The sequence below is a fragment of the Amycolatopsis sp. lyj-23 genome (assembly GCF_046549135.1).
Lineage (GTDB): Bacteria > Actinomycetota > Actinomycetes > Mycobacteriales > Pseudonocardiaceae > Amycolatopsis.
The window spans coordinates 428,001-450,246 of record NZ_JAJPWN010000008.1 but is presented as its reverse complement, the minus strand read 5'-3'; the positions used below and the strand labels follow the sequence as shown (position 1 = coordinate 450,246).

The 22,246-nt window shown below is 72.1% G+C and carries 24 protein-coding genes; 10 read left to right on the top strand and 14 right to left on the bottom strand.

The window, feature by feature from the left end; translation table 11 throughout:
• From ACLJPY_RS22645 to ACLJPY_RS22630, 4 genes are all read left to right on the top strand, one after another.
• Positions 1–392 (top strand): hypothetical protein (locus ACLJPY_RS22645; protein WP_410591233.1); only part of this gene is annotated, 392 nt, incomplete at its 5' end.
• A 54-nt stretch (positions 393–446) separates the two neighbouring features.
• Positions 447–2,009 carry a DNA polymerase Y family protein gene (locus ACLJPY_RS22640; protein WP_410591268.1) on the top strand — a complete coding sequence of 521 codons (1,563 nt, stop codon included), beginning with the start codon at positions 447–449 and terminating at the stop codon, positions 2,007–2,009.
• 2 nt (positions 2,010–2,011) lie between these two features.
• A complete protein-coding gene (locus ACLJPY_RS22635; protein ID WP_410591232.1) occupies positions 2,012–2,575 on the top strand; it encodes a hypothetical protein in 564 nt (187 codons plus the stop codon).
• Positions 2,576–5,881, top strand: a complete 3,306-nt coding sequence (locus ACLJPY_RS22630) for an error-prone DNA polymerase (protein WP_410591230.1) — start codon at positions 2,576–2,578, stop codon at positions 5,879–5,881.
• On the opposite strand, the gene ACLJPY_RS22625 is transcribed toward ACLJPY_RS22630, so the two are convergent.
• The 3 genes from ACLJPY_RS22625 to ACLJPY_RS22615 are packed head-to-tail and all read right to left on the bottom strand — an operon-like array spanning position 5,874 to position 7,843.
• Positions 5,874–6,602: a class I SAM-dependent methyltransferase gene (locus tag ACLJPY_RS22625; RefSeq protein ID WP_410591228.1), complete on the bottom strand. Its 729-nt coding sequence runs from the start codon at positions 6,600–6,602 to the stop codon at positions 5,874–5,876. The two genes, ACLJPY_RS22630 and ACLJPY_RS22625, sit on opposite strands and share 8 nt — an antisense overlap.
• Before the next feature lie 31 nt (positions 6,603–6,633).
• The gene (locus tag ACLJPY_RS22620; RefSeq protein WP_410591226.1) at positions 6,634–7,062 is read right to left on the bottom strand and encodes an acyl-CoA thioesterase; all 429 of its coding nucleotides are present in this window, start codon (positions 7,060–7,062) and stop codon (positions 6,634–6,636) included.
• Entirely contained in the window at positions 7,031–7,843 is an 813-nt protein-coding gene (locus tag ACLJPY_RS22615; protein WP_410591225.1) for a helix-turn-helix domain-containing protein, read from the bottom strand. The genes ACLJPY_RS22620 and ACLJPY_RS22615 overlap by 32 nt, the downstream gene beginning before the upstream one ends.
• A gap of 122 nt (positions 7,844–7,965) precedes the next feature.
• On the opposite strand from ACLJPY_RS22615, the gene ACLJPY_RS22610 reads away from it, so the two are divergent.
• Positions 7,966–8,553: a pentapeptide repeat-containing protein gene (locus tag ACLJPY_RS22610; protein ID WP_410591224.1), complete on the top strand. Its 588-nt coding sequence runs from the start codon at positions 7,966–7,968 to the stop codon at positions 8,551–8,553.
• Between the two features lie 44 nt (positions 8,554–8,597).
• On the opposite strand, the gene ACLJPY_RS22605 is transcribed toward ACLJPY_RS22610, so the two are convergent.
• Positions 8,598–11,648 carry a glycohydrolase toxin TNT-related protein gene (locus ACLJPY_RS22605; RefSeq protein ID WP_410591223.1) on the bottom strand — a complete coding sequence of 1,017 codons (3,051 nt, stop codon included), beginning with the start codon at positions 11,646–11,648 and terminating at the stop codon, positions 8,598–8,600.
• Positions 11,649–11,871: 223 nt separating this feature from the next.
• Here ACLJPY_RS22605 and ACLJPY_RS22600 point away from each other — a divergent pair, with 223 nt between their 5' ends.
• Together ACLJPY_RS22600 and ACLJPY_RS22595 are read left to right on the top strand one after the other, a co-directional pair.
• Positions 11,872–12,729 carry a bifunctional methylenetetrahydrofolate dehydrogenase/methenyltetrahydrofolate cyclohydrolase gene (locus tag ACLJPY_RS22600; protein WP_410569248.1) on the top strand — a complete coding sequence of 286 codons (858 nt, stop codon included), beginning with the start codon at positions 11,872–11,874 and terminating at the stop codon, positions 12,727–12,729.
• Positions 12,726–13,046 carry a DUF3017 domain-containing protein gene (locus ACLJPY_RS22595; protein ID WP_410591222.1) on the top strand — a complete coding sequence of 107 codons (321 nt, stop codon included), beginning with the start codon at positions 12,726–12,728 and terminating at the stop codon, positions 13,044–13,046. Before ACLJPY_RS22600 ends, ACLJPY_RS22595 begins: the two co-directional genes overlap by 4 nt.
• A gap of 49 nt (positions 13,047–13,095) precedes the next feature.
• Here ACLJPY_RS22595 and ACLJPY_RS22590 read toward each other — a convergent pair whose 3' ends face one another.
• A complete protein-coding gene (locus ACLJPY_RS22590) occupies positions 13,096–14,277 on the bottom strand; it encodes an MFS transporter (RefSeq protein ID WP_410591220.1) in 1,182 nt (393 codons plus the stop codon).
• Positions 14,278–14,462: 185 nt separating this feature from the next.
• Positions 14,463–14,786, bottom strand: a complete 324-nt coding sequence (locus tag ACLJPY_RS22585) for an ArsR/SmtB family transcription factor (protein ID WP_410591218.1) — start codon at positions 14,784–14,786, stop codon at positions 14,463–14,465.
• Between the two features lie 117 nt (positions 14,787–14,903).
• Here ACLJPY_RS22585 and ACLJPY_RS22580 point away from each other — a divergent pair, with 117 nt between their 5' ends.
• Entirely contained in the window at positions 14,904–16,082 is a 1,179-nt protein-coding gene (locus ACLJPY_RS22580; RefSeq protein ID WP_410591216.1) for an MFS transporter, read from the top strand.
• Between the two features lie 56 nt (positions 16,083–16,138).
• Positions 16,139–16,720: an HhH-GPD-type base excision DNA repair protein gene (locus ACLJPY_RS22575; protein WP_410591214.1), complete on the top strand. Its 582-nt coding sequence runs from the start codon at positions 16,139–16,141 to the stop codon at positions 16,718–16,720.
• Positions 16,721–17,055: 335 nt separating this feature from the next.
• On the opposite strand, the gene ACLJPY_RS22570 is transcribed toward ACLJPY_RS22575, so the two are convergent.
• The 3 genes from ACLJPY_RS22570 to ACLJPY_RS22560 all read right to left on the bottom strand — a co-directional run bounded on the left by ACLJPY_RS22570 (position 17,056) and on the right by ACLJPY_RS22560 (position 19,182).
• Positions 17,056–17,865 carry a hypothetical protein gene (locus ACLJPY_RS22570; RefSeq protein ID WP_410591212.1) on the bottom strand — a complete coding sequence of 270 codons (810 nt, stop codon included), beginning with the start codon at positions 17,863–17,865 and terminating at the stop codon, positions 17,056–17,058.
• Between the two features lie 241 nt (positions 17,866–18,106).
• Positions 18,107–18,382 carry a DUF2165 family protein gene (locus ACLJPY_RS22565; protein WP_410591210.1) on the bottom strand — a complete coding sequence of 92 codons (276 nt, stop codon included), beginning with the start codon at positions 18,380–18,382 and terminating at the stop codon, positions 18,107–18,109.
• Positions 18,383–18,405: 23 nt separating this feature from the next.
• Positions 18,406–19,182 carry an AraC family transcriptional regulator gene (locus ACLJPY_RS22560; protein ID WP_410591209.1) on the bottom strand — a complete coding sequence of 259 codons (777 nt, stop codon included), beginning with the start codon at positions 19,180–19,182 and terminating at the stop codon, positions 18,406–18,408.
• Between the two features lie 50 nt (positions 19,183–19,232).
• Between ACLJPY_RS22560 and ACLJPY_RS22555 the strand changes: the two genes are divergently transcribed.
• Positions 19,233–19,646: a DUF2000 family protein gene (locus tag ACLJPY_RS22555; protein ID WP_410591207.1), complete on the top strand. Its 414-nt coding sequence runs from the start codon at positions 19,233–19,235 to the stop codon at positions 19,644–19,646.
• A 140-nt stretch (positions 19,647–19,786) separates the two neighbouring features.
• Here ACLJPY_RS22555 and ACLJPY_RS22550 read toward each other — a convergent pair whose 3' ends face one another.
• From ACLJPY_RS22550 to ACLJPY_RS22530, 5 genes are read right to left on the bottom strand one after another with little or no spacing between them, the layout of a single operon-like run.
• Positions 19,787–19,954, bottom strand: coding sequence for a hypothetical protein (locus tag ACLJPY_RS22550; protein WP_410591206.1), 168 nt, complete (start codon positions 19,952–19,954; stop codon positions 19,787–19,789).
• Positions 19,955–19,998: 44 nt separating this feature from the next.
• A complete protein-coding gene (locus tag ACLJPY_RS22545; protein WP_410591205.1) occupies positions 19,999–20,478 on the bottom strand; it encodes a hypothetical protein in 480 nt (159 codons plus the stop codon).
• Positions 20,475–21,086 carry a class I SAM-dependent methyltransferase gene (locus tag ACLJPY_RS22540; RefSeq protein ID WP_410591203.1) on the bottom strand — a complete coding sequence of 204 codons (612 nt, stop codon included), beginning with the start codon at positions 21,084–21,086 and terminating at the stop codon, positions 20,475–20,477. Before ACLJPY_RS22540 ends, ACLJPY_RS22545 begins: the two co-directional genes overlap by 4 nt.
• Before the next feature lie 10 nt (positions 21,087–21,096).
• Positions 21,097–21,477 (bottom strand): DUF2203 domain-containing protein, encoded by a 381-nt coding sequence (locus tag ACLJPY_RS22535; RefSeq protein WP_410591201.1) that lies wholly within the window; start codon positions 21,475–21,477, stop codon positions 21,097–21,099.
• A gap of 25 nt (positions 21,478–21,502) precedes the next feature.
• Positions 21,503–22,024 carry a hypothetical protein gene (locus ACLJPY_RS22530; protein WP_410569235.1) on the bottom strand — a complete coding sequence of 174 codons (522 nt, stop codon included), beginning with the start codon at positions 22,022–22,024 and terminating at the stop codon, positions 21,503–21,505.
• Between the last annotated feature and the right edge of the window lie 222 nt (positions 22,025–22,246).

The window sequence follows — 22,246 nt, the reverse complement described above, 5'->3', positions numbered from 1 at the left end:
TCCGGGTACGCGAGCCGACCCTCCGGGTACGCGAGCCGACCCTCCGGGTACGCGAGCCGACCCTCCGGGTACGCGAGCCGACCCTCCGGGTACGCGAGCCGACCCTCCGGGTACGCGAGCCGACCCTCCGGGTACGCGAGCCGACCCTTCAGGTGCGCAGGCCGACCGTCTGGGTACGCGCACCGACCTTCCAGGTGCGTGGGTCGACCTCTCGGGTGCGCGAGCCGACTGTCCGGGTACGTGGGCCGACCTTCCAGGTGCGTAGGCCGACTCTTCGGAGGCGCGAGCCGACTGCTGGGCACCTCGGTCCGACCTGCCGCGCACCCAAGCCGACCTCCCAATCACGCGAGTCGACCGCTCCTTCACCCGCGCCCAGCTGCGCGCGATGCTGAGGAGGCCACATGACCGTCCCAGCCCAACGCGGCACACCCGACACCCCCGCCCGCATGCTCGTCCTGTGGTGTCCGGACTGGCCCGCCGTCGCCGCCGCCGCGCTCAACGGCGTTGCCCCTGACCAGCCCGTTGGCGTCTTCAGCGCCAACCGGGTCGCTGCCTGCAACGCCGTTGCCCGGCGCAGCGGCGTCCGGCGGGGGATGCGGCGGCGGGATGCCCAATCGAACTGTCCGGAGCTCGCCGTCGTCGCCGCTGATGATGGGCGGGATGCCCGGCTCTTCGAAGCCGTCGCGCGGGCGGTTGAAGGGCTCGTCGTCGGGGTTGAAGTCGTGCGGCCCGGGCTGGTGGCCGTTCCCGTCGACGGGGCCGCCCCCTACTTCGGCGGGGAACACGCGCTCGTCGAACGGCTTCTCGACGAGGTCGCCGCCGCGGCCGGGGTCGAGTGTCAGGTCGGGGTGGCCGAGGGGCTCTTCGCCGCGACGCTCGCCGCGCGGTGCGGGGAGTTCGTTGCGCCCGGGCGGGTGGCTGACTTCCTCGCTCCGCTTCCGGTCACCGAGCTCGACCAGCCCGGTGCCGATCGCGCGGAGCTCGTCGACCTGTTGCGGCGGCTCGGGTTGAAGACGCTCGGGGCGTTCGCCGCCTTGCCGGAACGGGACGTCGCCAACCGCTTCGGTGCGGCCGGGGTACTCGCGCACCGGTTGGCGCGCGGCCGTTCCGAACGGCCTCCTCTGCGCCGGCAGCCGCCGCCCGAACTTTCCCTCGCCGAGGAATTCGACCCCGTCGTCGAGCGGGTCGACGTCGCCGCGTTCCTCGCCAAGGGGCTCGCGACGCGGTTCTGCGCGGCCCTCGCCGGGCACGGCCTCGCCTGCACGCGGCTCGGCATCTACGCCGTCACCGAGGAAGGCGAACACCTCGGGCGGGCGTGGCGGTGCGCCGAACCGCTGACGCCCGCCGGCGTGGCCGACCGCGTGCGCTGGCAGTTCGAAGGCTGGTTGCGCGCCGCACCGGGACAGCGTCCGACGTCCGGCGTCGTGCGGCTGCGGCTGGAACCCGAGGAGGTCGTCGAAGGGCGGTCGCTGCAGCTCGACCTCTGGCGCAACGGCGGTTCCGACGAAGACGACGAGCGGGCGGCCCGCGCGTTCGTGCGGGTCCAGGGCCTGCTCGGGCCCGAAGGCGTGGTCACCCCGGTGCTCGACGGCGGCCGTGACCCCGCGGGCCGCGTCCGGCTGGTGCCGTGGGGCGACCCGCGCGAACGGACGACGCCGCCGGACGCGACCTGGCCGGGGCGGCTGCCGTCCCCGTCGCCGGCGACCGTCCTCACCCGTCCGGTGCCGGCGCAGATCTTCGACGACGACGGCCGGCCCGTCGGGATCACCGCCCGCGACCAGCTGACGTCACCGCCGCGGCGGCTCAGCATCGCGGGCGCGGCGGGGCGGGAGATCGTGGCCTGGGCGGGGCCGTGGCCGCTGGCGGGCGATCGACGACGGCCGAGCCCGCGACGCGCGCGGCTGCAGCTGGTGCTGGCTGGTGAAGGCGACGGACCGCCCGAAGCGGTGCTGGTGCACTGCGCGGGCACGGAGAATCCACTGTGGACGGTCGAGGGAGTGTACGACTGAGCATGGACGACGACTACGCACGAAAGCTGCGGAACTGGCTGCGAGCCGAGCCCGGGGGCACGCCGGACGGGACGTCGGATGAGCGCGAGTGGCTGCGCGAGATCCCCGAGCCGGCCTCGGAGGAGCAGCCGGACACGCCCGACAGGTGGACGGTCCGCGGCCGGCTCCCGGAGACACCCGCCGACGACGACTGGGTGTGCCCGGTGATCGTGCTCCCGGTACCGCGCCCGTCGCGGGAGAACGGCTGCCGCATGAGCGGGGTCGAGGTCCGCTTGCGCTGGCCCCGCTCCGCGGAGCCCCCGGACGCGAGCCGCATGAGCGACGCCGAGGCCCGCTCGCGCTGGAACCACCCGTCGAACGCCAACCGCCGGGCTCAGTCACCTGGCGACGTTGACTCGACTGCCGACCGCCGCGGCCAGAGCCCGGAGCCGGACCCAGACCCCAACCCCGCCCCCATGACCGAAGCCGAAGCCCGGTCCCGCTGGAACCACCCCGCCAACTGGCACCGCCGTCGCGCCGCCGAAAACGAACAGCAGCGCCGCCCTGATCTTCCCGGGAGCTGCTGAATGGGCTGGAACAACCCACCCGTCCGCTGGAAGGACCTCGCCCGGACCCTCGGCGGCGGCCCGCCTCCCGGTGACCACGGTGACAGCCCCGCTTGGAGCCGTCACCGCGATGGCTACCGCCGGCCCGAAGACCTCCCCGCCCGGCGGAACGACGACGGCGCCGAGACCGTCCGCGTTCCCTACGCCGAGCTGCACTGCCACTCCAACTTCAGCTTCCTCGACGGGGCCAGCCACCCCGAAGAGCTCGTCGAAGAGGCCGCGCGGCTGCAGCTGGACGCCATTGCGCTCACCGATCACGACGGTATGTACGGGGTCGTGCGCTTCGCCGAGGCCGCGCGGGAACTCGGGGTCGACACCGTCTTCGGCACCGAACTCAGCTTCGGCCTCCACGGCCCGCAGAACGGCGTGCCCGACCCGGAAGGCGAACACCTCCTGCTGCTCGCCCGCGGCGACCAGGGCTACCGGACCCTCTGCCGCGCCATCACCGCCGGGCAGATCCACCACCAGGCGGAAAAGGGACGGCCGATCTACGACCTCGGCGCGGTCGCCGAGGAGGTCGCCGGGCAGTGCGTCGTCCTGACCGGCTGCCGCAAGGGCGCCGTGCGCTCGGCCCTCGTCACGCACGGTCCGGCCGCCGCCGCCGAAAAACTCAAAGAACTTACCGACCGCTTCGGCAAGGACAACGTCTACGTCGAGCTCACCGATCACCGCCAGCCCCTGGACAGCACCCACAACGACCTCCTGACGCAGCTCGCGAACGAACTGAAGCTCCCGACCGTCGCCACCACCGCCGCCCACTACGCGCGGCCAGAACGCGCGCCGCTCGCCGATGCCCTCGCCGCGATCCGGGCGCGGCGGGGGATCGACGAGCTCGAGGGGTGGCTGCCCGCCGCCGGGACGGCTTTCCTGCGCAGCGGCGCCGAAATGGACGTCCTGTTCCGGCGGTACCCCGGCGCCGTCCGGCGCAGTGCCCTGCTCGGCATGGAATGCGCGTTCCCGCTGAAGCTGATCGCCCCCGAGCTGCCGCCCTTCGACGTCCCCGAGGGCCACACCGAAACCACCTACCTGCGCAAGCTGACCGAAGAAGGCGCGAAGGAGCGCTTCGAAGGCAAGCCGCACGAGGACAAAGCGAAACAGCAGATCGAGCACGAACTCGCCATCATCGAAGAGCTCGGTTTCCCCGGCTACTTCCTGATCGTCTGGGACATCGTCCGCTTCTGCCGCGACCACCACATCCTCTGCCAGGGCCGGGGCTCGGCGGCGAACTCGGCCGTCTGCTACGCGCTCGGCATCACCAAGGTCGACTCCGTCGCCTACGAACTGCTCTTCGAACGCTTCCTCGCCCCGGACCGGGACGGCTACCCCGACATCGACCTCGACATCGAGTCCGATCGCCGCGAGGAGGCCATCCAGTACGTCTTCGAAAAACACGGCCGCCTGAGAACCGCCCAGGTCGCGAACGTGATCACCTACCGCGCCCGGTCCGCCGTCCGCGACGCCGCCCGCGCGCTGGGCTACTCCCCGGGCCAGCAGGACGCCTGGAGCAAGCAGATCGACCGCTGGGGTTCGCTGCAGAACACCGAAAAGGACCACGACCACGACATCCCGGACGAAGTCCTCCAGCTCGCCTTCGCGCTCGAGGACTTCCCGCGCCACCTGGGCATCCACTCCGGCGGGATGGTCATGTGCGCCGAGCCGGTGAGCCAGGTCGTGCCCGTCGAATGGGCGCGGATGGCCGACCGCAGCGTGATCCAGTGGGAGAAGGAGGACTGCGCCGCCGCCGGACTCGTCAAGTTCGACCTGCTCGGCCTCGGCATGCTGTCCGCGCTGCACTACATGATCGACCTCGTCGCGGAGTACAAGGGCGAAACGGTCGACCTCGCCGAGCTCGACCTCGCCGACGAAAAGATCTATGACATGCTGTGCCGCGCCGACGCGATCGGCGTCTTCCAGGTGGAGAGCCGCGCCCAGCTGGCGACGCTGCCGCGGCTGCAACCCCGCGAGTTCTACGACCTCGCCGTCGAGGTCGCGCTGATCCGGCCGGGCCCGATCCAGGGCGGCTCGGTGCACCCGTACATCCGCCGCAAGCAGGGCCGCGAGAAGTGGGCCTACGACCACCCGCTGCTGGAAAAGGCGCTGCACAAGACCAAGGGCGTGCCGCTGTTCCAGGAGCAGATGATGCAGATCGCGCTGGACGTCGCGAACTTCACCGCGGCGGAGGCCGACCAGCTGCGGCACGCGATGGGGTCCAAGCGGTCGGACCGCAAGATGGACCGGCTGCGGCAGCGGTTCCTGGAGGGCGCCGCCGCGAACGGTGTCGACGACGACCTCGCGCAGAAGATCTTCGGCAAGCTCAAGGCGTTCGCGAACTTCGGCTTCCCCGAAAGCCACGCGCTGAGCTTCGCACACCTCGTCTTTTCCAGTGCCCACTTCAAGTTCTACCACCCGGACGCGTTCCTGGCGGGCCTGCTGCGCGCCCAGCCGATGGGGTTCTATTCGCCGCAGTCGCTGGTCGCCGACGCGCGCCGGCACGGCGTCACCGTGCACGGCCCGGACATCAACCGCAGCCTGCCGCACGCCACCCTCGAGCCGGGCACCGGGAAGTTCCACGACGTCCGCACCGGGCTGAGCACCGTGCGGAAGATCGGCGAAGACCTCGCGAAGCGGATCGTGGCCGAGCGGGCCGAGCACGGCGAGTACCGCGACATGGCCGACGTCGCCCGCCGCGTGCGGCTGACCACGCCGCAGATCGAGGCCCTCGCCACCGCCGGGGCGTTCGCCGGTTTCGGCGGGGATCGCCGGCAAGCGCTGTGGACCGCGGGCGCGGTCGCCGGGGAACGCCCGGAGCGGCTGCCCGGCCTGCTCGGCGCGCCGGCGCCGGTGCTGCCCGGGATGGACGGGCTCGACGTCGCGGCGGCGGACGTCTGGGCCACCGGCGTGTCGCCGGACAGCTACCCGACCGAGTTCATCCGCGACCGCCTCGACGAGCTCGGCGTCGTCCCGGCGAGCGGCCTGGCCGACCTCGACGACGGCGTGCGCGTGCTGATCGGCGGGGCCGTCACGCACCGGCAGCGCCCGGCGACCGCGGGCGGCGTCACCTTCCTCAACATCGAGGACGAAACGGGGATGGTCAACGTGATCTGCACGCTCGGCCTCTGGCAGCGCTACCACCGGGTCGCGCGCAGCAGCCCGGCGCTGCTGATCCGCGGGGTGGTGGAGAAGGCCGACGGCGTGGTCAGCGTCCTCGCCCACCGCGTCGAGCCGCTGCCGATGCGCATCAAGGCGAAGTCGCGCGACTTCAGGTGAGGGGACGCCGGGCGATCGTGATGATCTCGGGGCTGGTGCCGGTCACCGGGGTGCGGTCCCAGTAGCCGTACTGCTCGTCGACGACCAGCCCGGCCTCCTCGACGAACCGCGAAAGCGCCGGCCCGTCGAGGAAGCGCAACGTGCTCTCGCTGTACCGCGGTGCGTCCCAGCTCGGGCTTTCGTACGTCGTCGTGAAGCTGACGTACCCGTTCTCGAACGGCCCGGCGTCGTTCCACGACCGCACGTCACCGGCTTCCCAGACCTGCGCCGGCGTCCAGCGCTCCCAACCGCGGGCGGCCGGGTTGCGCGTCTCGAAACCGAAGCGGCCGCCGGGACGCAGCGCGCGGCGGACGGCCGCGAACGCCGTGCGCACTTCCTCGTCGGTCAGCAGCACCTGGAACGCGTGCCCGGTCATCACCGCGAAGTCGAACTCGCTCTCCCAGGAGGCAGTCGACAAATCGCCGTGCACCCACTCGACGTCGTCGCGGCGGCGAGCCTGGAGGAGCATGCCCTCGGCCGGGTCGAGCCCGACGAGCCGCCCTGCGTGGCCGGACTCGCGCGCCCAGTGCAGCAGCGAACCCGTGCCGCACCCGACGTCGAGCACCGCTTCGGCGGCCATGATCATCGGCAGGTAGAACGCGAAGTCGCCGGTGCTTTCGCGCGGGTTCATCGTGTCGTAGAGCGCCGCGAGGCCGGCGTCGGTGTAGTGCTCGTCGGGCATCCCGTCACGGTAGAGATCGGCTTCGCCGGATTCACGCGGTTTTCGGGCCGAGGCCGAGCAGTTCGGGGCGCGCGGCCAGCTCCCGCCAGTACGCACCAGGATCGGGCAGCAGCCGCCGCCGGTCGAGGTCGAGCAGGCCGGACACCGACGACACCGAGGCGGCGAGCGTGCCGTCCGGCGCGTGGAACTCCTGCGTCACGCGGGAGGTTTTGCCGGTGCCCCACCGGAAATCGCAGCTGACGTCGACTTCGCCGTACGGGGGCAGTTCGCGGTGGAACCGGACGGTCGTCTCGAGGTTGACCGGGCCGATCCGGCGCGCGGTCAGCCCGGCCGGGTCGATGCCCGCGGCCTGGAGGCACGCCCAGCGCGCGTGGTCGGCGTAGGCGAGGTAGGCCGGGCCGCGGACGTGGCCGTTGGCGTCGATGTCGTCACAGCGCACGGCGATGGTGACTCGGAACATGCGTCCGATCGTGGCGCGCGGGCGGCGCCGGTGTCTGGAACTTTTCGGCCACCCGCACCAGCGCGGCGGGCGAAGAACCGGAGAGGCGGCGGCATTCGCGGCCGAGGTGGGACTGGTCGGCGTACCCGAGGCCGGCGGCGACCCCGGCCAGCGTCGCCCGCCCGGCCGCGAGCGGCTCGAGGAGACGCAGGAACCGCTGGAACCGGCGGACGCGGTGCAGCTGCTTCGGCCCGGCACCGACGGCGTGGACGAAGTGGCGCCGCAACGCGCGTTCACTGATCCCCACGGCGACCTCGGACGTCCGGGTGGCCGCGCCGAGGGCGTGCACCGCGGCCAGCACCCGCCGGTCCGGCACCGCGTCCCGCCGTGCGACGAGCGCTTCGAGGATCCCGCGCTGGGCGGCGGGGTCAGCGGTCGCCGCCAGGACTTCCTCGGCGCGACGGGCGTCCGCGCCCCAGAGCTCGTCGAGCCCGAGCACGGCGGGCAAGTCCGCGATGGCCGTCCCGAGCACGGCGGCCGCGGCCCCGCAGCGCAGCCGCACGCCGACGCGGGCGGCCGAAGCGGGAACCCACAACCGCAGGGGAGCGCCGACGGTGACGACCACGGTGAGCGCCGCGCCGTCCCAGACCAGGTCCGCGCAGCCGTCGGGCAGCACGCGCAGCGGCCGCGCCCAGCCCGTTCGCCCGTGCCAGCCGCACGCGACGACGTCCGCGAGCGCGGGCGGCGGCGCCACCTCGCGGTACACCGACCGGGCCGCCACCGGCCGCAGCGGAACTCCCATGCAACCCAGTATGCAGCGGTCAGGAACCGGCTTCTTCGAGATGGCGCGCCGCGGGTGCGTCGAGGCGATGAACTACGTCCAGGGTGTGAAGCGCCAGCAGCGGGTGTGGCACCCTGGGCCCCGTGCTGGAGACGGGGGAGGACTACCGCGAAGCGGTGTTGTCCGGGCAGTGGTGGGAAAAGCGGCGGTTCACCGGCTGCGACTTCACCGGGGCGGACCTGAGCGGGCTGCGGACCCGCGGCTGCACCTTCGACGACTGCACGTTCGGCAAGGCCGACCTCTCCCGCTCGCGGCACGACGCCTCGGCCTTCCGCTCGTGCACCTTCGACCGGACGGTGCTCGCCGAAAGCCGCTGGACGTCGTGTTCGCTGCTCGGCTCGTCGTTCGCCGACAGCGGGTTCGGCGGCATCGCGCTCACCGAATGCGATCTTTCCCTTGCGTCGCTGGCGAAGGCGCGGTTGCGCCGGCTCGGGCTGTCCGGGCTGCGGCTGCGGGAAGCCAACCTGACCGAAGCCGACCTCACCGGCGCCGACCTGCGCGGCAGCGACCTGACCGGGGCCCGGCTGCAGGGCGCGAAACTCGACGGCGCCGACCTGCGCGGCGCGCGCCTCGACGCGAACGCCCTGGTCCAGGCCGACCTGCGGGGCGCCGAGGTCGACGTCGAGACCGCCATCGCCTTCGCCGTCGCCCACGGGCTGGTCATCCGCTGAGACGACGAAGGCCCCGGCAGCGCCGGGGCCTTCGTCAGCGGAACTCAGTCGATCGGGGGTTCGCCCGGGTCGAGTTCGATGAGGTCGCCCTCGGCCAGCAGCTCCTCGATCGACGCCGGCAGCAGGTACGCCGACCCGCCACCCGGCTGGTTGAACCACGGGATCGCGACGCCGGCCAGCGTCTCCAGCGGCCGCTGCACCCGGTAGACGTGGTACGGCCGGTTCACCCACTCGGGCACCAGCGACCGTTCGGCGAACGGCGTGCCCGCCGCGTACGTCAGGTTGCCGTTGGGGCCGCCGAAGCGGTCCAGTTCGCTGCCCGCGGGCAGCTCGCGCAGCTCCTTGCCGCGGAACAGCGTCAGCGGCGGCTCGCCGGCCAGCGGGCCGATCGGCCACTGCTGCTGGCCACCGCCGCCCCCACCGCCGTTGACGGCCGGGCGTACCGGTTCCTCCCGGCGCAGGGGCGCGGGCGGAGCAGCCGGACCGGGCGGCGGCACCGGCGGCGCACCCTGCGGCACCGGGGCCAGGACGGTCGGTGCCGACGGCGGTTCACGCCGCAGCGGCGCGGGAGCCGCGGGCGGCGGACCCGCCTGCTGGGCGGCCGGCGGCGGCCCGGCGGGCACCGGGGCGGGCTGGCGCGGCGGGGCCGGCGGCTCGTCGTCGTCGAGGTCGCCGAAGAGCTCCTCGGCGCTGGTGAACGCCGTCTGCTCCTGCGGCGGCACGGGCTCGGGCTTGCGGACCGGGTACGAGCCGGTCGCGATCTCGGGCGACACCGTCGCGACGACCCGCTGCGGCGCCGGTTCCGGCTCGGGCTCGGGTTCCGGCTCCGGCGCGGGCGGCTCCTCGGCGGGCAGGCGGCCCTCCGGGTTGAGCAGCACCTTGCCGAGCATGAACGCGGCCGCGTCTTCGGCGTCGCCGAACACCGCCGGGTTGCTGAGCTTGCCGTCGTACCAGCCGACGCGCCAGCCGTCCTCGACCTCTTCGACGCTCCACCCGTGCTCGGCCGGACCGCCCAGCTTGTAGCCGCTTTCGGGCACGTCGAGCTCGTCCAGCTTGGCCTGCAGACCGGCGAGCACCGGGTGGTCCGGGGTCTCCCGGCGCAGCGCCCGGCGGCCCTGCCGCGGGGGCGCGGACGGCTCGGCCTGGGCCGCGGCCTGCGGGGCCGGCTCGGGCACCGGCAGCACGCCCGGCACCTCGGGCTGGGTGATCATCGTCGGCGGACCCGGGTCGAACGCCGGCTGCTGCTCCCGCCGCGGCGGCTGGAACGGCGGCTCGTCTTCGGCGCGGGCCGGCTGGAAGTCGTGCTCGTCCTCGTGGCGCGGCGGCTGGAAGGCCGCGTGCGACGGCTCCTCGTCGTGCCGCGGCGGTTGTCCGGGCTGGAAGTCGTGCTCGTTTTCGTGCCGCGGCGGTTGCCCGGCCTGGAAGGCGTGCTCGTCGTCGTGCCGGGGTGGCTGTCCGGGCTGGAAGGCGTGCTCGTCCGGCTGGAAGTCGTGCTCGTCCGGTTGGCCGCCGGTCTGGAATGCGTGCTCGTCCGGCTGGAAGGCCGCGTGCGACGCGTCCTCCTCGTGCCGCGGCGGCTGCCCGGCCTGGAAGGCGTGCGCCGGTTCGTCCGCCTGGCCGGTGTCGAAGGCGCGTCCGGCCTCATCGGCCGGGCCGGCGCCGAACGGCTCCTCCGCCTGGTGACCCGCCGGTTCGTCTTCGGCGCCCTGGAAGGCGTGCTCGTCCTCCCGCGGGGGCTGGAACGCGGCGTGCTCGTCTTCGCGACGCGGGAACGGCTCGCCGTCGCGCGGCGGCTGCTGCTCCTGCCCGATCGGCTGGTCCGGGACGTACTCCGCGGTTTCCTCGAGGTCGGGCACCCGGCCCGGCTCCGGCGACGAGCCGTTCGTCCCCGCCGCGTGCTCGGGCTGCTGCGCGTACTCCTCTTCGCCGTAGTGATGGTCTTCCTCGGCGAAGCGGTCGTCGAACTCCTGCTCGTCGTAGCCCGCTTCGGCGTACTGGCCGTCCTCGGCGTATTCGTGCTCTTCGGCCGGCGCTTCCGCTTCGGCCGGGGCCTGCACCCCGAGCGGCGCCTCCACCGGTGCCGGCGGTTCCTGGTGCTGCTGCGGCGCCGCGGGCGGCGGCGCGACGGGCGGCGGCCCCGCGGGCGCCTGCTGCTGGACCGGCCCCTGCGGCGGCGGACCCTGCGGCGGGAGGCCCGGCGGCGGGCCCTGCGGCGCCAGACCCTGGGGCGGCGGCCCGGCCGGGCGCTGCTGCTGCGGCGGCGGCTGGCTGCCGCGGGTGAGGTACGCGGCGGCGGCCTGCAGCGTCGGTTCGTCCACCGGCGGCAGCGTGAAGCCGACCGCGCGGACGTGCTCGACCAGGTCCGGTTCGGGCGAGACGCCGTACTTGTGCAGGTAGAAGTTGACGGCGGCGGGCCAGATCCACTGGCCGTCGCTGTGGAAGGCGACCGGGACGGTCGCTTCCGGCGTCGCGGCCAAGCGGTCGATGTCGTAGCCGCGCTCGGGCACCACCAGCGGGGCGTGCTCCAGGTACTCCAGCAGCCGGTCCTGCTCGTCGACCTCGAGGTCAGGCCGGTTGATCACCGGACGGCCCGCCGGGCCCACGGTGTCGAAGATCCGGGCGATGCGGAAGTGCGGCCCCGGCTGCTCCGGGCCGAGCCCGGACATCCGCCGGATCAGCCATTCGGGGACGTTGTCCTCGGTGCGCGGGAACATCCGCAGCTCGTCGGAGTAGGCCTGCGGCGGCGGCGCGAGGTTCCACACCGGCTCGTCGCGGTTGTACTCGAGGTTGTAGCTGGACGGGTGGTCGAGCTGGTAGCGCGCGTTGAACCACGTTCCGCGGCCGTCGCGGTACATGCCGCCGCGGAGCCTGCCGAACAGGGTCGCGATGTCGTGGGTCGCGAGCCACTCGTGCACCGTGCCGTCCTCGGTGACGATCTCGCCGGTCAGCTCGTGGTACCTGCCGACGGCTCGGTACTCCGCGGTGACCTTGCGCCAGTCGCGCGGGGCGGCACGGAGCAGGGCAAGTCCGATCTGCTTGACTAGGGTGTCCTGCTCGGTCGCGTTCAGCTGCGTCGTCGGTTGTGCCACCCGCACATTTTGACTGCTCGCGCGCGCGAGTGCACCCCGCATGTGGTTTTTGCCGCCGGGTCACCCGGTGGCACCGCGTCTGACCTCGGGTGATGCGACGTGCGGTAGATCACAGCTTGATCGCGGCCATCGTCGCGAATGGACCGAGTGGGGTAGCGATCACTCTACGGGCTGCGACCACCCGCGCCTGGAAGCGACGCGCGGGGGTCGCTTTGCCAGAATGGGGGCCGTGACGGCGAAGATTCTCGACGGCAAGGCCACCAAGAACGCCATTTTCGCGGAGCTCGAGCCCCGCGTCGCGGCCCTCGCCGCGAAGGGGGTGACGCCGGGTCTGGGCACCGTCCTGGTCGGCGACGACCCGGGGTCGCACTCGTACGTGCGGATGAAGCACGCCGACAGCGGCAAGATCGGGATCAACTCGATCCGCCGCGACCTGCCGGCCGACATCACCCAGGAGAAGCTGGAAGCCGTCATCGACGAGCTGAACGCCGACCCGGCCTGCCACGGCTACATCGTGCAGCTGCCGCTGCCGAAGCACCTCGACGCCAACCGCGTCCTGGAGCGGATCGACCCGGAGAAGGACGCCGACGGCCTCGCCCCGGTCAGCCTCGGGCGGCTGGTGCTCGGCCAGCAGGGCGCGCTGCCGTGCACGCCGTACGGGATCATCGAGCTGCTCAAGCGCCACGGCGTCGAGCTGAACGGCGCCCGCGTCACCGTTGTCGGCCGCGGCATCACCGTGGGCCGCACGCTGGGCCTGCTGCTGACCCGCCGGAGCGAGAACGCCACGGTCACCCTCTGCCACACCGGCACCCGCGACCTCGCCGCCGAGGTCCGCCGCGCCGACGTCGTGGTCGCCGCGGCCGGCGTGCCCGGGATCATCACGCCGGACATGGTCGCCCCGGGCGCCGCGGTGCTCGACGTGGGTGTGTCCCACGTGGACGGCAAGCTCACCGGCGACGTCCACCCGGGCGTCGCCGAGGTCGCGGGCTGGATCTCGCCGAACCCGGGCGGCGTCGGCCCGATGACCCGGGCGATGCTGGTCAGCAACGTCGTCGAAGCGGCGGAGCGCTCGGTACAGGGCCGATGACGATGACCGAGGACCGGCGGGACGTCCACGACCGCCGGAGCGGGCCGGACCGGTTCGCCCAGCTGCCGTTCGCGGTGGTGCTGCTGGTGGTGGCCGTCGCCGCGCTGCGGATCTTCCAGTACCACTGGCGCGAGGGCGCGGCGCTGATCGGCGCCGCGCTCCTGCTCGCCGCGGCGCTGCGGGCCGTGCTGCCGCCGGCCAGGGCGGGCCTGCTCGCGATCCGCGGCAGGCTCGTCGACGTCGTGACGTTCACGGCGCTGGCGGCCGCGGTCCTGTACGTCGCCCTGACGATCATCGGCGGCCCGCTCGGCTCCTGAACGCCGAAAGCGCCACTTTCGGGTGAAAGTGGCGCTTCCGGGACGGTGGTCAGGACGCGAGAGCGAGTTCTCGGCGCTCGGCTTTCGCTTCCCGGCGGTCGAGGGTGCCCGAGACGATCGCCAGCGTGAGGCCGAAGACCGCGAGCAGGGCGCCGACCCAGTTCGGGGCGACCAGGCCGAGCCCGCCCGCGATCACCAGCCCGCCGAGGTAGGCCCCGATCGAGTTGGCGATGTTGAACGCGGACTGGACGGCGGCCGACACCAGGGACGGGGTGCCGCCCGCCTTCTCCATGATCCGCGCCTGCATCATCGGGCCGATCATGAACCCGGCGACGCCGACGAAGAAGATCGTGATCGCCGCACCGACCTTGCCCTGCGCGGTGATGGTGAAGATCCCGAGCACGCAGGCCAGCGACAACAGCGCGGCGTACAGGCCCGGCATCAGCGCGCGGTCGGCCAGCCGGCCGCCGAGCAGGTTGCCGATCGTCATGCCGACCCCGGCCAGCGACAGCAGCAGGGTGACGTTCGACGGCGAGTAGCCGGCGACGTCGGTCAGCATCGGCGTGATGTAGGACAGGCAGGCGAACACGCCGCCCAGCCCGAAGGTCACGATGGCCAGCGCGAGGTGCACCTGCGGCCGCTTGAACGCGCCGAGTTCGTTGCGCAGCGACGCCTCGGCGGGCTTGCCCTGGTGCGGGACGAGCTTCGCGATGGCCGCGGCGGCGACCAGCCCGATCACGGCGACGACACCGAAGGTGGCGCGCCAGCCGACCTGCTGGCCGAGCAGCGTGCCCAGCGGCACGCCGATGACGTTCGCCAGGGTCAGGCCGAGGAACATCAGCGACACGGCCTTGGCGCGCTCGCCCTGGCCGACGAGGCTGGAGGCGACGACGGCCCCGGCGCCGAAGAACGCGCCGTGCGGCAGGCCGGCGAGGAACCGGAACGCGACGCCGAACTCCTGGTTGGGTGACAGCGCGAACAGGCCGTTGCCGAGCGTGAACAGGCCCATCATGGCCAGCAGCATGGTCTTGCGCGGCAGCCGGACGGCGACCGCGGTGAGCAGCGGGGCGCCGACGACGACGCCGAGGGCGTAGGCGGAGATGAGGTAGCCGGCGGTCGGGATGTCGACGCCGAAGTCGGCGGCCGCTTGGGGCAGCACGCCCATCATGACGAACTCGGTGGTTCCGATGCCGAAAGCTCCGATGGCGAGCGCGAGCAGCGCGACGGGCACGGCACTCCTTCCTGGGTGGGTAAACGATTACTGAGCCTGGTTATCTGGATCGGTTCAGTAGACGGGCAAAAAGAAAGACAGCCGATCGGCCCCAGCGCCGTGAGCTGCCTACGCACAGTCCAACAAGCGAGGGGGCCGGTTGTCATCCCGATATCGGGTGACGATCCACACCCGGGCCGCGGCGATCAGCGCCGAGCGGCCAGCACGCCGTTGAGCAGGCCCGGGAAGAGGGCGTCGAGATCGTTGCGCCGCAACGAGTTGAACCGCGTGGTGCCTTCCTGGCGGCCGGCCACGACGCCGGCCTGCCGCAGGATGCTCAGGTGGTGGGTCAGTGTGGACTTGGTCACCGGGACGGTGAGCCCGCCGCAGGCGATTTCCTGATCGGTGCCCGCGAGCTGCCGGACGATGGCCAGCCGCACCGGGTCGGCGAGGGCGCGCAGCACACCCTCGACGGTGATCTCCTCCCGGGCCGGGTGGGCGATCGGGGGCAGCGTGTCGGTCTTGGCCATGCGGCCATTGTACGGCTTGTACGACGTCGGTCGAAATTCTGGCGGCCACGTAGTACGGTAACCGTCGAACTACGACGTTCGTCGAACCAATCCCGGCTTCACTGGGGGGCTCAACCCATGTCCGCACCTGCTCCTTCGAGGATCTCCGTCCTCGCCTTCGGCGCCTTCGGCGTCGGGACCAGCGGCTACATCGTCGCCGGGCTGCTGCCCGCGCTGACCGGCGAGCTGCACGTGTCGGCCACCGCCGCGGCGCAGCTCGTGACCGCTTTCGCCATCGCGTACGCGATCGGCTCGCCCCTGTTCGCGGCGGCTACCGGCACCTGGGAACGCCGGACGCTGCTGGTCGCCGCGCTCGCCGTCACCGGCGCCGGCAACCTGTTCGCCGCACTGGCGCCCGGCTACGGCTCCCTGCTGGTGGCGCGGGTGGTGACCGCGGTCGGCGCGGCGGTGTTCACCCCGGCGGCGAGCGCCGTGGCGGCCGAGCTGACCGTGCCGGAGCGCCGCGGCCGGGCCGTCGCGCTGGTGTTCGGCGGCCTGACGGTCGCGCTCATCTTCGGCGTCCCGCTGGGGAGTCTCATCTCCCAGCACCTCGGCTACCGGACGGCGTTCGCGCTGGTCGGGGCGTTCTCTCTGGTCAGCGCGCTGGCCGTGCGGTTCGCGCTGCCGAGGGTCGCCGCGCCGCCGCGCGTGGGCCTGGCCGAGCGGTTCGCCGCGGGCCGCGACCCGCGGGTGCTCGTCATGCTGGCTACGACGGTGCTCGCCTGCCTCGCCGCGTTCATGGTCTACACGTTCGTGTCACCGCTGCTGGCCGCAACGGCGGGCGTGCACGGGACAACGGTGACGGTGCTGCTCTTCTGCTACGGCGTCGGCGGCGCGATCGGCAACTTCGCGGGCGGCCGCGTGACCGACCGCTGGGGCTCCCGCGCGCCGCTGCTGGTGGTGACCGTGGCCATCACCGCCGTGATGGCGTTGCTGCCGCTGACGACCGCGACGCCGATCGCGGCCGGCATCTCGCTGTTCGTCTGGGGACTGGCGACGTGGTCGTTCAACCCGCCGGTGCAGCACCGCCTGATCGAGCTGTCACCGGGCCACGCGGGACTGGTGCTCTCGCTCAACGCGTCGGCGATCTACCTCGGCGTCGGCCTGTCCGGCGTCGTCGGCGGCGCGGTGCTCGCTTCGGGCGGGCCGTTGCTGCTGCCGGAGGTCGCAGCCGGGCTGACGCTCGTCGCCCTGCTGCTGGTGGCCTCGGCGTGGGGCCGGGTCCGCGAGCCGCGGGAACCGGCCGTGGTCGGCTGACCGCTGCGCACTCCCGGAGGTCCCACGCGGCGGCACGACCTGCGAGGATGGCGCGCATGACGCGTGAACTGCACCTGACCGGCGAGGAAGCGGCCGACCGGCTGCTCAGCGAGGACCCGGTGGCGCTGCTCGTCGGCATGCTGCTCGACCAGCAGATCCCGATGGAGGTCGCCTTCATCGGGCCGCGGAAGATCGCCGACCGGATGGACGGCTTCGACGTCCGCAAGATCGCCGAAGCGGACCTCGAGGAGTTCGTCCAGCTGTGCGTGACCCCGCCGGCGATCCACCGCTACGGCGGTTCGATGGCCCGCCGCGTGCACGCGCTCTGCCAGCACATCGTCGAGCACTACGACGGCGACGCGACGGCGATCTGGACGTCGGGCCGCCCCAAGCCGGACGGCCCGGAGGTGCTCAAGCGCCTGAAGGCGTTGCCGGGCTACGGCGAGCAGAAGGCGAAGATCTTCCTGGCCCTGCTGGGCAAGCAGTACGGCGTCCACCCGAAGGGCTGGCGCGAAGCCGCGGGCGCGTACGGCGACCGCGGCTCCCGCCGCTCGATCGCGGACGTGGTGAGCCCGAAGACGCTGCAGGAGGTCCGGGCGTTCAAGAAGGCGGCAAAGGCGGCGGCGAAGGCGGAGTAGCGGCCGCCTCGAATCTCGCTGACGCAAAGTAGTGACCACCTGACTATTGGGGTCACTTACTTATTCTTGCCCTACATGTGGTGGTAACACCCGGGGTTCTTTCACCGATGGTAATCTGCAAGGATTACTCGATCGAGTGGGCGAGCCTGCCGCAAGTGGCTTATCGGGCCATGATCCAATTTGCGGGCAGCGTCCGCTGTGGCCCGAGTAGTTGGTGACTTCCAGGAGGAACGTACAGGATGGTGAAGATCGGCGGCGACGAAACCATCGGTGGCTGACCGCCCAGTGGTTCGTCGAGGAGCGCCCGCTGGACTTCAACCGCTTGCCGGGCGCCCTCACTTGAGTTCGAGTCTCATGCCGACCTTGCGCAGTGACGGTACTGATGTTGCGTTCAAGGTGATTTCGGTGTGGCCCGCTTTCGTGCGAGCCGACTTCAACGAGTAGCCGGGTTCGCCGTTCCGGAACCCGACGGGGGCGAGGTAGACGTCCAGCTTCCCCGGGAGCTGAACGCGGTACCTCAGCTTCTGGGTGACCCTGGTCAAGTTCATGCAGAACTCTTCGCTCGTGCCTTCTCGCATCAGCGGGCGGCACTTGGCGGGCCACTCCCATTCCATCACCACGCGGAACTCTTCGCCGTTCGCCACCGGTACCGGCAGGTGGACGAGTGCTTCCAGTTTGTTGTCACTGGTCCAGCTGGTCGTCACATCGCACTTGGGCCCGTCGGCGCCGGCTATGTCGACGCTGCGAACCTTGAGCTTCACCCGCTTCCGGTACTTTTCGGGCTGCTCCCAGTCGGCGCCGACGCTCAAGCGGTAAAACTCCAGGAGGTCGCACTCGGAAACCGCGTGGATGGTCATTATCTGCACGGTGTCGCCATTGCTGTCGATCTTGACGAGCTGGTCCCACTTGGTCACGGCCCACTCCGAGGCCAGCCGGGACTTCATGATGTTGCAGTACTTGGAGACGAGTCTTCTGTTCTTTTCGTTGTGGCGCAGGAGCCTGCGTCGGTCGGCTACCAGCGCCAGGAATGCGTACAGCACGAAAAGCAGGACGGCCGCCAGCGCGCCCGCGCGGATCGCGACGTTCCCCGTGATGGCGCCGAGGAGCACTGAGAACGACAGGAGTCCGAACAGGGACTTCAGCAAGCTTGACGGCTCTTCGCCCGACATGTAGTTGTCGAGCCAGGCGACAAAACTTCGGAACAAGCGGCTCCGTCCCCTCGGTGCTCCACGGTTCGTAGCTTCGGGACAGGATACCGGCGACTCGCTGCAAACCCTAGGGTTGCGCTGTTCCTTCGCGGGCTCGAAAGCTGACAGAAAGACGACAAGAATGTCCGACGTTTCGGATCAATGTCGTTGGGTGCGGGAGAGAGTCACGCTTTCTTGATCATTTATCTTCCTGTGTGGCGGGCTTGGCAGCCTCCTTTGCCGGCAGGTGGGCGACGACCAGCGCCACGGTCGCGATCAGGAAGTTCTGCAGCGCCGGCTGCAGCCCGTTCCACTTCGCCGACTGCCACATCTGGAACCACTCGCCCCCGATGGCGATGAAGCCGACGCCGAACAGCAGCACCCACATGACCCAGCCGAGCGTCGAAAGCCGCCGGGCCGCTGCGCTTCCGCGCAGCCACGCCACGAACGCCGCGATCAGCACCAGGATGATCACCACGTACGCCCGTAGTGACGCTGTCACCGGGTTTTCGCGTAGCGCGACGGCGTCGTGCCCAGGTACCGCTTGAAGTGCCGGGTCAGGTGCGCCTGGTCGGTGAACCCGGCCGCGGCGGCGACGTCCGCCGCGGGGGCGCCGCCGAGCAGGAGGCGGCGGGCGCGGTCCACCCGGCGGCCGGTCAGGTAGCGGTGCGGCGGCAGGCCGAACCGCGCCCCGAAGCACCGGACCAGGTACGCCGGGTGCGCGCCGAGCGTCTCGGCCGCTTCGGCGAGCGTCAGCGCCGCCGGCAGGTGCGCGTCCAGCAGATCGCGGAGGTCGTCGGCCAGGCCGCGCTTCGGCGGGTGCGTCACCGGGCGGCCCAGGTGGGTGCGCAGGCGGTCGGCGACCAGCACGAGCCTGCTCTCGGCCTCGAACGCGTCGCCCGGCTCGGCGAGGGCCGCGTGGAGCTGGTGGATGCGGGTGCGCAGGACGCCGTCGGCGAGGCTCGGCCGGTCGACCGCCGCGCCGATCAGGTCTTCGCCCAGCACGGACGTGTCGAGGTAGAGCACGCGCTTGCGGAAGCCGTGGCTGGTCGCCGCGCGGCCGTCGTGGGCGACGTTCGGGGGCAGCAGCGTCACCGCCGGGCCGAGCGCGCCGTGGTGGTGGCGGTCGAGGTCGTAGCGGATGACGCCGTCGTCGACGATCAGCAGTGTCCACGTGTCGTGCGTGTGGAGCGGGTAGGCGTGGGTGGTGAAGCGCGCGTGGAAGACCTCGGCGATCCCCGGGACCGCCGGCCGCCAGGCTTCGACGTCCGCCATGTCAAGAACGTACAAGACGCGCGGGTGGCCGGCGGGCGAGTGTGGTCGGCATGAGTTCCTTCGACACGAAGATTGCCGTCCTGCTCCGCGACGACCTGGCGTCCTGGCAGCGGCTGAACGTGACCGCGTTCCTGGTGAGCGGGATCGCCCACGTGACCCCCGAGCTGATGGGCGAGCCGTACGCCGACGCCGACGGCACGGAGTACCTGCCGATGTTCGGCCAGCCGGTGCTGGTGTTCTCGGGCAGCGCGGACGTCCTGACGGCGGCGCACGCGCGGGCCCTGGGCCGCGGCCTGCGGTTCTCGATCTTCACCGACGAGCTGTTCCACACGGGCAACGACGCGGACAACCGGGCGGCGGTGCGGGCGGTGCCGGGGGAGAAGCTCGTGCTGGCCGGGCTGGCGGTACACGGGCCGAAGAACGGCGTCGACAAGATCCTCAAGGGTGCGTCGCTGCACGGCTGAGGCGAATCTCCGCTATCGCTCGGCCGGGTGACGCTGCCAGCATGATCGGCAGTGCCGCGAAGCGCGGCCCGGGACGGTGGGCTACACCTCGGAAGACGGCGCTTGGCCGCTCGAGGGCAGCGCCCGCGGCGAGGTCCACTTCACGGCCTGAGCCGCGCCACCGGCGGCAGCCGGCCGGTCGTCACCCAGGTGACCCAGTCTTCGGGGGTGAAGCTGCAGTTCCCGGACCGGATCCGGCGGGCGTGCCGTCCGAGCAGCTGTACGGCACGCCACAGCTCGTCGTCGGCGTCGTGGCGTTCGAACGTCACCGGGTGCGCCGCCGTGCGGCAGAAGACCCCGGTCAGCGTGCTCGTCAGCCGGTCCCGCCGCTGGAGGAACCAGCCCTCGGGATCGGCCGGCGTGCCCGCTTCGCCGCCGTAGGTGCGCCACACGACGTCCGGGCCGAGCCGCGGGGCGAGAGTTCGAGCGCCACGGCGGACTCGAAGGTGCAGCGGTTCGCGTACGGCGAGGGCGGCACCGGTCGCGGCTCGACCCCCAGCGACTCCAGCGCGAAGGCGGCGGCCGTCACCCGGATCCGCAGCGGGGCGAAGAACTCGACCGTCCACCGGCCGTCGTGTTCCCAGCTCCACGGCTCTTCCAGCGCATGGCCCGGCTCCGGCGGCTCGGCCGCTTCGAGCTCGGCCGGATCGGCGCTCAGCTCGAAGACCTCGACGACGGAGACCTCGCCCGGCACGAGCCGGTACTCGACGTACGCCTCGAGCCGCAGCGAAACCCGGCTGCCGTCCGTGGTGATCGACGTCAGGTGGCCGTCGGCGAACCCCTCCAGGTTCACGGGGCCGTCGCGTGCACCAGGAAGACGCTCCGGATCCGGTCGCCGGTGTCGACGCTGAACGTCCGGGCCGACACGTCGGCGAAACCGTGCGCCAACGCCGCCGCTTCGGCTTCGGCGGTCGGGAACGTGAGGTCCCGCGGCACGAACTCCGCGAACCCGCCGGACGGCTTGAACCGCGTCCCGGACACCACCGAGAACGCCAGCCTGCCGCCCGGGCGGAGGACCCGCAGCCAGTCGGTGAACGCCGCCGCCCCCAGGAAGTGCAGTGAAGACGCGCACAGCACGACGTCCGCCGAGTGGTCCTCGACGGGCATCGGCACCGCCGTCGCGACGCGCCACTCGATGCGGCCGTCCGGGTCCTGCGTGGGCGCCTTCGCCTCGGCCCGCGCGACCATCGCCGGCGAGACATCGACGGCCAGCACGCGCGCCGGGTTCAGCTTCAGCGCCGCGTACGCCGCGAAACCCGTCCCGGTGGCGACGTCCAGCACGAGTTCCGGCCCGGGTGGGAGCGGCTCGACCAGGGCGTCGGCCACGGAAGCGTGGAACGGGTCTTCGTCGTAGCGTTCGGCTGTGCCGTCGAAGAAGGCGGCTCGGGAATCGTCGCTCACGAACCCCAACCTAGCCGGGGCCACCAGCGGTTTTCAGCGGCCGGCGGCCGGCGAACCCCAGGTCGGCGCGGTGGTACCAGCCCAGCTCGCGGTCGCCTTCGAGCCAGCACAGGAGGACGTCGGTGCCGTCGAGCTCGGCCGGGAAGTCGACCAGCAGCGGCGCGAACCCCTTGAGCTCGGCGCCGGTGCGCTGGACCGTCGTCATCAGGTCGTCGAGGCGGGCCTGGGCCGCCTTCCACTCGGGCAGGCCGCCCAGCTCGGTGGCCCGCCCGCCCGGCCGCAGCGACGCGGCGAGCTCGGCCGCGTCGGCGCGGACGCGCACCAGTTCGTCGAGGACCGGCCGCAGGCGCGCCAGTTCGTCCCGCGCTTCCGCGACGGTGAACAGTCCCATCCGCCGATGATGCCACCGGCGTGGATCACGCTTCGCGGCGCCGCCGGACCAGCGCCGCGGCCAGCCCGCTGCCCACCAGCAGGAACCCGACGCCGAGCAGGCCGCCGATGAAGAGGAAGTCCATGACGCCGTAGGCGATGTCGCTCTTCGGCATCAGGTTGACCAGCCGGAACCCCCACTCGGGCACGGCCATCGCAGCGACGCCGGGCAGCACGCCGTAGATCAGCCCGCCGAGGATCGGCCCCGCCGCCGAGAGCGCGCCGAGCGCCGCGACCACCAGCAGGAGGATCGCCCCGCCGGCCAGCAGCGCGATGCCGAGTGCGTCGCGGTTGGTGCTCAGCGTGGCCTGGACCAGCTGCTGCTGCCGCAGCCCGCCCCAGCTCAGCAGGCCCAGGGCGACCGGGGTGAGCACGAGCCCGCCGAGCGCGCTGACCACGTGCGCGGCACCCCGGCGCGGCCGTTCGCCGAGCCCGTCGGCGGGGTCGCCGGACTCCTGGTAGTCGTTCTCGTAGTCGTCTTCGTAGTCGGCGTACCGATGGGTCGACATGGCCGTCACCTCCCGCTCGTTGGGTGCACGGGTGGCATCGTGCCCTGGTTCACCCCCGGACGCGACGGTCGCTCGGCGAACGGTCGGATCGGGCACCCGCCCGGTGACCGGCGCCACGAACAGCGGGTGGAGACTTGATACCGGCCACTACTGGAACCATCCAGCTCGGTCAAGCAGTACGCTTGTACCGCTACCGGCGAGACGTTTGAAGCAACGCGAAGA